A 12,622-nucleotide genomic window follows, 5' to 3' on the forward strand; every position below is an offset into this window, starting at 1 on the left:
CGGGGAAGATTGCTCAGCTTGTTGCTTATCAAGGAATTGGGCTTGGGTGGTAGTGGTTTTTGCCGGCCGGCCTGTGCACTTGGCGTAGTTCTGGCATCTTTGGGGTAGTAACCCCGGCCGTTTGGCCCCCTGCTCATGCGCTACTTCCTCCTTTTCTGCTGCTTTTTAATGACCACTTTTCTCGCCGATTCGGCCGCGCCGGGGTCGCCTACCCCCTTCGCGGCGCAGTGGAAGAAGATTGACGCCCTGCTGGCCAAGGAGCAAACCGCCACTGCCGCGCCGTTGGTGGAGAAAATATATCAGCAGGCCCGGCGCGAGAACAACGCCCCGGCCTACGTGCGGGCGCTGCTCTACAAAATTAGGCTGCTCGAAAACAAGGAAAATGACGCCGACGAAAAAGGCATTGCGCTACTCGAAAACGACCTGAAAATAGCCGGTTTCCCGGCCCGGCCCATTCTGCACTCGCTGCTGGGCGGGCTGTATGCCGAGTATTACAACCAGCACCGCTACCAGCTCTACCAGCGCACCAACGGCGCCGCGCCCACTACCGGCCCTACCCCCTCGGCCGGGGCCGACGCGGGCACCGGCCTCGCCACCTGGGATGCCGGCCGGCTGGCTACAGCCATCGTGCGGCACTACCAAGCCTCGGTAACCGACGACCCCCAGCGCCAGCTCAAAACCACCCTGGCCCAGCTCGACGAACTGGCCACCGGCGGCGATGCCGAGGGCCGCGCCCGGCGCCCCACGCTGTATGACCTGCTGGCCCAGCGCGCCATCGCGGGCCTGCAAAACCAGGAGCTGTACATCACCAAGCCCGAGCAGCAGTGGCAGCCCACCGACCCTAATCTTTTGGGCAGCGCACAGGAATTTGCCGCGCTCAAGCTGACAGCCCCGGCCGCCGACTCGCTCAACGGCCTGCTGCTGGGGCTGCGGCTGTTGCAGCGCCTCACGGCCGGCCGCCTGGCCGCCGGCAACCCCACCGCCCTGGCCGACGTGGACTTGCAGCGCCTCGACTACCTGCGCGGCCTCGTCCAGAATACCGACCTAGCTGCGCTGGTGGAGCCGGCCCTGGCCCGGATGGCCGTCACTTACCAGGCCCTACCCCTCAGCACCGAGTTCATCGCCCAGCGGGCGCAGGCCCGGCGCGACGCTGGCGACAACGTGGCCGCCGTGGCCCTCACCCACGAGGCCGAAGCCCGGTTCCCGAAGTCGCGCGGCGCGGCGCGGGCGCGGCAGCTGCGCGCCGAAATCGAGCGGCCCGAAGTGGCCTTTACCGCCGCCGATGTGGTGGTGCCCGGCCAGCCCTGGCGCCTCGACCTGACGGCGCGCAACGTGACCGAATTGCACGCCTGGGCCTACCGCATCACGCTGCGTGAGTGGGAGCAGGGCGCGGGTTACGACCCCCAAAATCGGCCGCTGGCCAAGCGCTTCGCCCGCGCCCTGAAGGCTGCGCCGGCCGCCACCTGGCTGGTGCCGGTGCCCGCACATCCGCTCGATTACCAAGAGCAAAAGCTGGCCGCCGCCGGGGCCGCGCTACCGGTGGGCTACTACCTGGTTTTGGTCAGCAATAAGGCCCAACTCTCGACCGATACGGCGGCGGGCACGGTGACGGCCTACGCTATGGTGGGTGCCAGCCAGCTAAGCGCCGTACACCGTACCAACCCGGCCAACGGCACTACCTCGCTGCTGCTGCTCGACCACCAAACGGGCGCGCCGCTGGCCGGGGTGCAGAACCAGGCCACGTTCAACGTGTATAACCGCACTAAGCAGCGCGACGACCGCCGCCTGGGTGAGGTATTGCCCACTGGCGCAACGGGCGAGGTCGAAATTCCTGGCCCAAACCAAGCTACTGAGGCACTTGGGAATGAGCGACTGCAAAGCGTGCGCTCGTGGCAGGGTAGGGATACGCTGCTGACAACCATCAACAACTACTACTTTCCCGGCCGTAATAACCAAGCCGAGCAACCCCAGCGACGCACGTTTCTGTTCACTGACCGCGCCATTTACCGGCCGGGGCAGACGGTGTATTTCAAAGGCATTCTGACCCAAAGCCTGGGCGAAAAGGCCAGTCTGCTTACTGGCCAGCCGGTGAGCGTGCGCCTGCTCGACGTGAACGGTCAGACCGTGCAAACGCTGCCCTTCACCACCTCAGACTTTGGCTCGTTTCACGGTTCGCTGGTGCTGCCTACCGGCCTGCTCAACGGCGAGATGCAGCTGCAAACCGACGACGGCAGCCTGAGCTTCGCGGTGGAAGACTACAAGCGGCCGACCTTCCTGGTGACGCTCGATTCGGTGCCCGGCCGGCCGCAGCTAGGCCAGCTGTTAACCCTCACCGGCCGCGCCCGCGCCTACGCCGGCCAGGCCACCGACGGGGCCCGCGTGCGCTACCACATTACGCGCCGTGAGCTGTGGCCGTTGTTTGACTATGCGGGGGGGGGGAGGGGTGGCCGCTTCCGGCCCGGCCCGCGCGGCGGCAGCCAGGAAATTGCCCACGGCACCACCACCACCGATGCCGAGGGTCGCTTCGCTATCACCTTCACGCCGCCGCTGGCGCCGAAGCAGCCGGGCCGGGGCCGCTGGGAGCCCGGCTTTTTATTCGAAATAACTGCCGACGTGACCGACGCGGCCGGCGAAACCCGCACCGGTACCCGCAACGTGCCCATCGGCCGCAACCCGCTTAGCCTCCAGCTCACCGGCCCCGCCCAAGTAGATAAGCAGGCCCTACCCCCCTTCCGGCTGCTAAGCACCAACGCCACCGGCGAGCCGCTGCCCGCCACCGGCACGCTGCGCCTGCTGGCCCGTCGCTACCGCCCCAACCCGCCCGGCGTGCCCGGCCCTACCCCCCAAACCGACGACAACGAGGCCCCGGCCGAGCTGCTCCAAACGCTCGCCTTCGACACGCACGCCAGCCCTGTGCTCGACCTGGGCGCCGCGCTGGCCGCCCTGCCCACCGGCCGCTACCGCCTCGAAGCCCTGGCTGCCGGGGCCGACTCGGCGCGGGCGCAGCTCGATTTCACGCTCTACGACTCTAAGGCCGCCACCGTGCCCTACGCCACGCCCGACTGGTTCGTGGCGCTGGCCGACAGCGTGGCCCCCGGCCAGCCCGCCACCGTGCTGCTGGGCAGCAGCGAGGCCGATGCCCGCATCCTGCTCGAAACGGAGCGCGGCGGCCAGCTATTGCGCCACGAGTGGCTGACCCTGAGGGCCGGCGAGCAGCGCCGCCTTACCCTGGCCAGCGGCCCCGCCGACGCCCGCGGCCCGCTTTACGTGCACACCACGCAGGTGCGCGCCGGCCACCTCTACCGCCACGACGCTACCGTGCAAGTGGCCGAGAAGCCCCAGCCGCTGACGCTGTCCCTCGCCACTTTCCGCGACAAGCTAGCGCCCGGCCAAAAGGAAACCTGGCGCGTCACCATCCGCCAGGCCAATGGAAAAACCGCCGATGCCGAGTTGCTGGCCACGCTCTATGACCAGAGTTTGGACGTGTTTCGGCCGCATAGTTTTCAACGACTTAATGTTGGCTATAACTATTACGCAATGCGGTTTGCGTGGCAGGCGCCGTTTGGGGTGGTGCGCTCCAATGAAGTTGACCAGCTAGCTAACGCCGCCGCGAATACAGCACTAGACTATCCGTGGTTGAATACATGGGGCATTTCAGTGGAAGACAGGCTGAGAGGGCGAATTGCGGGTGTGCAGGTGCAGCGCAATGCTCCGGGCAACGGCCCGGTAATAAGAATTCGAGGGATTAGTTCTGCCGCAGCACCTGCCCCAATGGGAATGGCTGATTCAAAGGCTTTGAACGAAGTAGTAACGGTCGGCTACGGCACTCAAAGGCGCTCCGACATAACCGGGGCAGTAAGCACGATTGCCAAGCCGAATGCCCCGGCTCCCGACCTCACCCTCGTCCCTACCCGCACCGATTTCCGCGAAACGGCTTTCTGGCAGCCGGCCCTGCGCACCGACAAGAACGGCGACGTGGTGCTCGAATTTCAGATGCCCGAGGCCGTGACGCGCTGGCAGCTGCTGGCCCTGGCCCACGACCGCAGCCTGCACAGCGGCCAACTCGCCCGCCAGCTCGTCACCCAAAAAGAAATCCAGATAACGCCCAACGCCCCGCGCTTTCTGCGGCCGGGCGACGCGTTCACCTTCCCCGCCAAGTTCTCCAACCTCACCGACCACGCCACCAGCGGCACCGCCCAGCTCTTCCTGCTCGACGCCGCTACCGGCCAGGATATTACGGCCCAGCTCCTCCAAGGCCCGGCCCAGCTGCCCGTGAGCGCCGCCGCCCACCAGAGCCAGGCCCTGGGCTGGGCGCTGGCCCTACCCCCCGATTTTACGCCAGTGGCCGTGACCTACCGGGTAGTAGCGCAAAGTCAGTTAGTAGGTGACAGTGAGCAGTTATCAGGTAAAAAGAGCAAGCATAAGGTGCCCAAAAACCAGGAGCCAGGAGCCGGTAACCAAGCCCCAGTAGCCTACTCCGACGGCGAGGAAAACACCCTGCCCGTGCTGCCCAATAAAATTCTGATTACCGAAAGCCTGCCCCTACCCCTCGCCGGGGCCGGCACGCGCGAGTTTGAGCTGAAGAAGCTGACCAGCACCAGCTCGCCCACCCGGCGCAACTACTCGCTCACGCTGGAAATGACCGCCAACCCCGCCTGGTACGCCGTGCAGAGCCTGCCTTACCTGATGGAGTACCCCTACGAGTGCGCCGAGCAAACCTTCAGCCGACTCTACGCCAACCTGCTGGCCGCCCAGATTTTACGGTCGAACCCACGCTTCAAAACCGTGCTGGCCGAGTGGACGCGCCAGGCCCCGAGCGGCACTGCCGCCCAGCAAAATGCCCTCGCAAGCAAGCTGGCCCAAAACCAGGAGCTCAAAAACCTGCTGCTGCAGGAAACGCCCTGGGTGCGCGATGCCCAGGGCGAAGCCGAGCGTCTGGCCCGCCTCAGCACGTTGTTTGACGAGGCGCGGCTGACGGCCGAAACCGCCGCTGCGCTGGCCAAGCTGCAACGCATGCAGCTGCCCGACGGCGCCTTCCCGTGGTTCGAGAAAATGCCCGCCGACCGCTACATCACCCAGCTCATCGTGGCTGGTTTCGGCAAGCTCAAAAAGCTCGGTGCCTTCGACGCGGGCCAGGACGATGCGGCCCGCGACCTGCTGCAAAATGCCCTGCGCTACCTCGACGCTGCCCAGGCCCGCGACTACGCCGACCTGCGCCGCCAAAAAAACGTGAAGCTGGCCGCCGACCACCTCGGCGACCTGCAGATTCAGGCGCTGTACGCCCGCAGCTTCTGGCCGCAGCAGCCGGTGGCGGCCGCCACCAAAACGGCCGCCGCCTACTACCGCGGCCAGGCCGCGCAGTACTGGGCCGGCCGCACGCGCTACTTGCAGGCGCAAATTGCCCTCAGCCTGTTTCGCGAAAATGCCAAGGCGACTGCTGCCCAGGCCATCGTGCGGGCGCTGGCCGAAAACGCCCTGCATTCGCCCGATTTGGGCATGTATTGGAAAGACGTACGCCCTGGCTACTACTGGCGCGAGGCGCCCACCGAAACCCAGGCCACTCTCATCGAGGCCTTCGACGAAATCAAAAACGACCAAAAATCGGTGGATGAGATGAAGCTCTGGCTGCTCACTCAGAAGCAAACCCACAGCTGGGAAAGCACCCGCGCCACCGCCGATGCCTGCTACGCCCTGCTGCTGCGCGGCACCGACTGGCTAAGCCCTACCCCCTCATTGCAGGTGGAAGTGGGCGGGCAGCGCATTCAGCCCGAAGCCACCCAGGCCGGCACCGGCTACTACAAGCAGACCTGGCCCGCCGCCGCGGTGCAGCCCGCCCAGGGACGCGTTAGCGTCACCAAAACCAGCGCCGGCCCGGCCTGGGGCGCGCTCTATTGGCAGTACTTCGAAGACCTCGACCAGGTGACGCCCGCCGCCACGCCCCTCAGCCTGGAGCGCCAGCTGTACCGCGAAACCCGCACCGCCGCCGGCCCGCAGCTCGAAAAAATCAGCCCCGCTACCCCCCTGAAAGTGGGCGACGCGCTGGTGGTGCGCCTGGTGCTGCGCACCGACCGTGCCCTCGAATACGTGCACCTCAAGGACCAGCGCGCCGCCGGCCTGGAGCCGATTAACCAGGTGAGCGGCTATCAATATCAGAACGGGCTGGGCTATTATGAGAGCCCGCGCGACGCGGCTACCCACTTCTTTTTGAGCGAAGTGCCGCGCGGCACCCACGTGTTTGAGTACCGGCTGCGGGCGAGCCAGGCCGGTAATTTTTCGAGTGGGCTAAGCCAGGTGCAGTGCCTGTACGCGCCCGAGTTTGGGGCCAATTCGGCGGGGCAGCGGCTGGTGATAGCGCCGCAGTAAGGGGGCCGAATAGGTAAATGAGCTGGCGGCAGACGAAAAACTACGGGAACGTTTGCGGGTGGCTTTCCCCTTCTTAACAGGGGGGTAGCCGTCGCGAAAGACCCAATCGGGCCACCGGTGCCGCTTGTGCAGACGGGGTATATAACCTATTTTTGTTTCTCTAATCTTATTAGGTAAATTATTGATGAGGAAGCTAGTTGTTCTATTCGCGCTCTCGCTGAGCACTACGGCGGCCTGGGCCCAAACCGAAAAGCCACAAGTTGTAACCAAGCTGCCGGGCGAAGAAAAACTGAGTACCCGCGAGCGCGCCGAACGCGATTTCCTGATGCCGGTGCGCCGCAAAAAAGCCGCCGAACTGTCGAAGCCTACTGCCTCGGCCGAGCAGATGGCCACGGCTTCCCCCGAAACCGATGGCCTCTCGCGCTACAGCGAAGCCGCCGCCGACCCCCGCACCGAGGAAGTAGCTACCGCCACGGCCGAGGCCAGCGCCGCCAGCCGCCGTGCCGTCCGCCACGCCCGCCTGCGGGCCATCGAGCGGGCCGATGAGCGCGCCGCCGAAGCCCGTGCCGAGCGCCGCGCCGAAGCCCGCCGCGCCGCCAAGCACAGCAGCAAGTCGAGCAAGACCAGTAAGTCGAGCAAAGCCAGCCATGCCAAAGCCTCTTCGCACAGCAGCAAAGCCACGCACCACACCGCTGAAAAGGCCAGCAGCCACCACAGCACCAAGAAAACCGCTTCGCACAAAATCAGCAAGGCCAACTCCAAAAAATCGGTGCACCACACGGCCGAAAAGAAAGTCAAAACCAAAGCCAAGACTAAGTCGGCAACTACCAAGCACAAAAGCCGCCGCTAAGGCAAGTAGCGCAAAAGCAGAAGAGGCCCGGCAGCACTGCCGGGCCTCTTTGCGTTTTATAGGGGGGGTAAGAATTGGTAGAAGCGAGCAGCGTGTAAGGAGTTGTATGAGTTATGGAAGTCGGTTGTCCTTGCGAGCGCAGCGCGGCAATCGCACCATCAACGACACCCGAACGACTCTGTTCTAATGCGATTGCCGCGCTGCGCTCGCAAGGACAAACGATGCTAAGTCAACCCTTACAGCACCTTAATATCCTTGGCGGCGGCCGGCGGGATGGCGGGCTGCTGCTGGGTATTCAGCTGCACGTTCTTGAACTCGATGTTGCGAATGTCGCCGGCCACTACCCCTTTGGTGGCGGTTATCGTCACGTTGTCGAAGTGAATGTCGTGCACCGGCTGCTCGGGCAAGCCCTGGAAGTACATGGCCGTTTCGGCGCCTTTGCAGGTGATATTCTTGAGGTAAAACTGCTGAAAATCGGGCACCTTGGTGGCGGCCGTGGGCAGGCCGCTGCCTTTTGCCTTGCCAGCGGGCACGTCTTCGTAGGACGTGTCGAAGAGCACCGCCTCGTGCAGAATGTTATTCATGACGATGTTATCGACGTAGATGTCGCGCACCAGGCCACCGCGGCCGGCGTTGCTCTTCACGCGCACCCCAATGTCGGTGCCCACGAAGCGGCAGTCGGTGACCCAAATGTTGCGCATGCCGCCGTCGGTGTTGCTGCCAATCACGAAGCCGCCGTGGCCCTGTAGCACGGTGCAGTCGGCGATGAGCACGTTGGTGAGGGCCGGGTCGTCGGGGGCGCGGTCGCCGCTCGATTTCATGCAGATGCCGTCGTCGCCAGCGCTCACGGTGCAGTGGTAAATGACCACGTTGTGGCTGGCGCTGATGTCGATGCCATCGCCATTCTGGGCCGAGTAGTCGTTGTGCACCTGCACGTTGCGAATAACCAGGTTCGTAATGCCCTTGGGGTTCACCACGAACATGGGCGAGTTGCGGAACGTCGGGCCGTCGAGCAATAGGTTCTTGGTATTGGTGATGACGACCATCTTGGGCCGCAGGTAGTCGCGGGCGGGCAGGTAGTCGGCCTCGGTGGCGTCGGGCTTGTTCTTGAGCTTTTTGACCAGCGCCTCGCCGCCCAGCGCCTCACGGCTGGGCCACCAGATTTTGCCGTCGGCGCTGAGCACGCCGCCCGAGCGCACCACGCGGTCCCACTCGGCGGCCGGTACTTTCGACTTCTTCAGGGGCCGCCACGTCTCGCCCGAGCCGTCGAATATGCCCGGCCCGGTAATGGCCACATCGTGCAGCTTATTGCCCCAGATGGGTGGCGTTACCTCATACTGGCCCTTGCCGGCCGCTTGCAGCGGATACTGGGTGTGGTCGGGGGTGAAAATGACGATGGCACCGGCCTCGGTGTGCAGGTCAATGTTGCTTTTCAGCTCAATCGGACCCGTCAGCCACTTGCCGGCCGGCACTACTACGTGGCCGCCGCCCGCCGCCGCGCACGCCGCGATGGCCTGGGCAAAGGCCGCCGTGTTCAGCGTTTTGCCGTCGCCTACCCCCCCTAAGTCCTTCAACGACACCGAATGCGCCGGAATAACCGGGTCGGGCACGGCCGGCATGGCAAACGGCGCGTGCTGGGTGTACCAGGCTACGTCGTGGGCCGGCGTCTGGGCCAGGGCCGGGGCAGTAGCCAGCAGCAGCAGAGGGAGTAATTTCATAAAAAAACCAGCAAAAGCAACAATGTCAGCTACTAAGCACGGTACAATTGCTGGGCCATTCTGCTGGCAACGATTGCGGACTATGACAGCGCGCAGGGTGCTGGGTTTTTGTGTCAGTTAAGACGTTTGAGTACTCGTGCTGGCAATAAACAAAAAATAATGTAATGCAGAGCGCAACGAAGCATCTCGCCCGTGCCGTTAGGTTACTACCACAACGACGCGGGCGAGATGCTTCGCTGCGCTCTGCATGACGTTCTTACTACACTTGCAAGCTACGCCGGGTCGGCCACGCGCACTACCAGTCCGTCGAGGTTGGGGGCGAGGCGAATCTGGCAGCTCAGGCGGCTGGTTTCGTGCAGCACGGGCAGCGTGTCGAGCATGGCCCACTCGTCGTCGCTGGGCTCGGGCAGGGGCGGGCCGGCCAAAATCTCGACGTGGCAGGTAGCACACAGCGCCATGCCGCCACAAGTAGCCTGAATGGGGTAGTCGCTGGCCTTGAGCAGCTCCATCAGGCTTAGGCCCATATCGGTGGGGCCCACGATTTCGCGCCGCTGGCCGGGCGCCTCTTCCACGTAGATGCGGATATCTTCCATAAGGTGAACTGGTGAGTTGGTGAACTGGTGAGTGCGGGCGAATAAAAACTCACCACTCACCAGTTCACCAACTCACCTACATAGATGGTGCCCCGTTGACGGTGGTGTACTTGAGCGTGTATTTTTTGTCGGGGTAGATGTACTTGAACGCGCCCTGGCACATAAGCGCGGCCTCGTGGAAGCCGCAGAGGATGAGCTTGAGCTTGCCGGGATACGTGTTGATGTCGCCGATGGCGTACACGCCGGGCAGCGAGGTGCTGTAGTCCTCGGTGTTCACCACGATGGCGTCGTCGGTGAGGTCGAGGTTCCAGTCGCCGATGGGGCCGAGCTTGGGCGTGAGGCCGAAGAGGGGCACAAAGGCATCGAGCGGCACGGTTTCGGCCTCGCCGTTATTGCCCGTAATGGTCACTTCCTGCAAGTGGCCGTTGCCGTGCAGGTGCGTCACGTTGGAGCTGAGCACGAGCTTGATTTTGCCGGCTTCGTGCAGGTTCTTGACTTTTTCGGCCGAGTCGGCGGCGCCGCGGAAGGTGGTGCCGCGGTGCACGAGCGTCACCTCCGAAGCCACGTTGGCCAGAAAGTTGGTCCAGTCGAGGGCCGAGTCGCCGCCGCCGGCAATCACGATTTTCTTGTCGCGGAAGTGCTCGGGGTCGCGTACCATGTAGTGCACGCCCTTACCCCCCTCAAAGCGCTCCAGATTCTCGACGGCCGGCTTGCGCGGCTCAAACGAGCCCAGGCCGCCGGCAATGGCCACGGCCTTGCACTGCACCTCGGTGCCGTCGGTGGTGTAGAGCTGAAACGAGCCGTCGTCGAGCTTAGCAAAGCGCTCCACGCGCTCGCCCAGCGTGAAGGTGGGGTGGAAGGGCTCAATTTGCTTCATCAGATTCGTGATGAGGTCGCCGGCCAAAATTTCGGGATAGCCGGGGATGTCGTAAATCGGCTTTTTCGGATAAATCTCGGACAGCTGCCCGCCCGGCTGGGGCAGGGCATCGACCACGTGGCAGCGCAGCTTGAGCAAACCGGCTTCAAAAACAGCGAACAGCCCCACCGGGCCAGCCCCGATGATGCAGATATCAGTGGAAATTACAGCAGACATTCAGGAGGGTAAGCGTTAATATTTAGAATGAGTACAAAGATACGGCAGGCTCGCCGGGGTGGCTGCGCCGGGCCGGGCCCGCGGTGGGGGTAAGGACCGCCGCACAAAGAATTAACATTTGGGTAACTGATAAGATTCTGAAAGAAAAGATATTTGCAAGTTGGTTGTTCACTACTTTTCTGCTCAATTTCCCCTTTTCCACTTCGCGTACCGATGAAAGTCAACTACTTCCGCCTCGGAAGCAGCACCTTGCTGCTGGCCCTGGCGGCGGCCTGCTCGCCGCTAGGCCAGCAAACTGCCCCTACCCCCAGTACCAGCAGCTACGCCGACGCTACGGCCACCCGCGATGCCAACCTGGCCCTGGGTAACCCCAGCGGCGCCGCCACCGACGCCACCAATTACCCTAATAACTACCTGCTGGTCAAGTCGCAGTACACCCTGTCGTACAACCGCGACCAGGGCAAGCCCAACTGGGTGAGCTGGCACCTGAGCAGCGCCTGGCTGGGCAGCGCCGCCCGCCAAGACAATTTTGCCGCCGACGCCAGCCTGCCCAGCAGCTGGTACCACGTGGGCAGCACCAGCTACAGCGGCTCGGGCTTTGACCGGGGCCACAACTGCCCCAGCGCCGACCGCACCGGCTCGGTGGCCGACAACACGGCTACCTTCCTGATGAGCAACATGATGCCCCAAGCCCCCACCAATAACCAGCAAACCTGGGCCGGCCTCGAAAACTACTGCCGCACCCTCGTGAGCGCCGGCAATGAGCTCTACGTCATCGCGGGTAGCTACGGCAAGGGTGGCACCGGCAGCAACGGCACCGCCACCACCATCGACCAGGGCCGCATCACGGTGCCCAGCAACTGCTGGAAGGTGGTAGTGGTGCTGCCCGTGGGCGCCACCGATGCGAGCCGCATCACGGCCAGCACCCGCGTTATCGCCGTCAATATGCCCAATAGCAACTCGATAAGCACGACCTGGGGCAGCTACCGCACTACCGTCAACGCCATTGAGGCGGCCACGGGCTACGACCTGCTGTCGGCCGTTTCAACCACTATTCAGGCTTCTATCGAGGGGAAAACCGATACCGGCCCCACCAATTAAAGCCGGCGCCTCGCTACGCACAAGCGCCCCCGGCCAAGCTGGCCGGAGGCGCTTGTGCATAGGCCCAAAATCGAGGGGTAGGGCTACGCTTGCAGCGCCTGAATCTGCTCGGTGAGCACGGCAATGACCCGCAAAATCTCTTCCTGCGTCGATTGGCTGTAGGCCATGGCTGCCTCGCTGTCGGTGGTTTCTTCCCAGCTGGCCAAGCTGGCCAGGGTTTCGAGGCGCGTCACCGACGACTCGATGCGGTCGTAGATACTGGCCCACAGCTGTTGGTTCCAGGTAGGCTCTTGCAGCAGCTGCAGGCGCAGGTCAAGCAGGCTCATCACCACTACGGCCAGGCGTTCCAGCAGGTCGGCCTCGGCGGGGCTGAACGTGCGGGGCTTGTGGTCAATTACGCAGAGTACGCCCACCGGATAGCCTTCCTGAGTGCGCAGGGCGCTGCCGGCATAAAAGCCCAGGTTGAGGCGCTGCACCAGGCCGGGGTTAATGAGGTCGCAGGGCTGCTCCTTCAGGTTTTCAAACACGCTGGTTTCTTCGTGCAGCATGGCCATCGAGCACAGGGTTTCCCAGCGGTTCACGCGGTCCATCGTAGGGTCGAGGCCATAGTTGAGGCCGAAGCGCACGTCCTCATCCTCCACAAACGCAATGATGCCGATGGGCACGTTAAAAAGCTTGGCGGCCAGGCGCACAAGCTCCGTAAACGTCTCATCGCGCATGGTATTGAAAAGCTGGTAGGGCCTTAGGGCTTGCAGGCGCAGTCCTTCTGTTAGGGGAACGAGCTTAGGATTAAGGTTTTCCATAAGATGTAGCGCCAACGATAGTGGCAAGAAGAATGCGGTAGCGCAACGGATTAATCCCAAATAATGGTGTAAATATACAATGGCTAAGCGCTAAGCCGATA

General features: G+C 63.6%; 7 protein-coding genes. 3 read left to right on the forward strand and 4 right to left on the reverse strand.

Annotated features, from left to right (window positions below; genetic code table 11):
• Positions 1-168 precede the first annotated feature (168 nt).
• Positions 169-6,363: an alpha-2-macroglobulin gene (locus tag E4631_RS00705; RefSeq protein ID WP_166648131.1), complete on the forward strand. Its 6,195-nt coding sequence runs from the start codon at positions 169-171 to the stop codon at positions 6,361-6,363.
• A gap of 184 nt (positions 6,364-6,547) precedes the next feature.
• Positions 6,548-7,213, forward strand: coding sequence for a hypothetical protein (locus E4631_RS00710; protein ID WP_133658189.1), 666 nt, complete (start codon positions 6,548-6,550; stop codon positions 7,211-7,213).
• A gap of 236 nt (positions 7,214-7,449) precedes the next feature.
• On the opposite strand, the gene E4631_RS00715 is transcribed toward E4631_RS00710, so the two are convergent.
• The 3 genes from E4631_RS00715 to E4631_RS00725 all read right to left on the reverse strand — a co-directional run bounded on the left by E4631_RS00715 (position 7,450) and on the right by E4631_RS00725 (position 10,617).
• On the reverse strand, positions 7,450-8,931 hold the full coding sequence (locus tag E4631_RS00715; RefSeq protein ID WP_133658190.1) for a glycoside hydrolase family 28 protein: 1,482 nt from the start codon (positions 8,929-8,931) through the stop codon (positions 7,450-7,452).
• Positions 8,932-9,203: 272 nt separating this feature from the next.
• Positions 9,204-9,524: a 2Fe-2S iron-sulfur cluster-binding protein gene (locus tag E4631_RS00720; protein ID WP_133658191.1), complete on the reverse strand. Its 321-nt coding sequence runs from the start codon at positions 9,522-9,524 to the stop codon at positions 9,204-9,206.
• 76 nt (positions 9,525-9,600) lie between these two features.
• Complete coding sequence (locus E4631_RS00725) at positions 9,601-10,617, reverse strand: NAD(P)/FAD-dependent oxidoreductase (RefSeq protein ID WP_133658192.1); 1,017 nt, start codon at positions 10,615-10,617, stop codon at positions 9,601-9,603.
• Between the two features lie 213 nt (positions 10,618-10,830).
• Between E4631_RS00725 and E4631_RS00730 the strand changes: the two genes are divergently transcribed.
• Positions 10,831-11,718 carry a DNA/RNA non-specific endonuclease gene (locus E4631_RS00730; RefSeq protein ID WP_133658193.1) on the forward strand — a complete coding sequence of 296 codons (888 nt, stop codon included), beginning with the start codon at positions 10,831-10,833 and terminating at the stop codon, positions 11,716-11,718.
• A gap of 83 nt (positions 11,719-11,801) precedes the next feature.
• Here E4631_RS00730 and E4631_RS00735 read toward each other — a convergent pair whose 3' ends face one another.
• Positions 11,802-12,521, reverse strand: a complete 720-nt coding sequence (locus tag E4631_RS00735) for a GAF domain-containing protein (protein WP_133658194.1) — start codon at positions 12,519-12,521, stop codon at positions 11,802-11,804.
• Positions 12,522-12,622 lie beyond the last annotated feature (101 nt).

Source organism: Hymenobacter sp. UV11 (assembly GCF_004684095.1).
Classification (GTDB): Bacteria; Bacteroidota; Bacteroidia; order Cytophagales; family Hymenobacteraceae; genus Hymenobacter.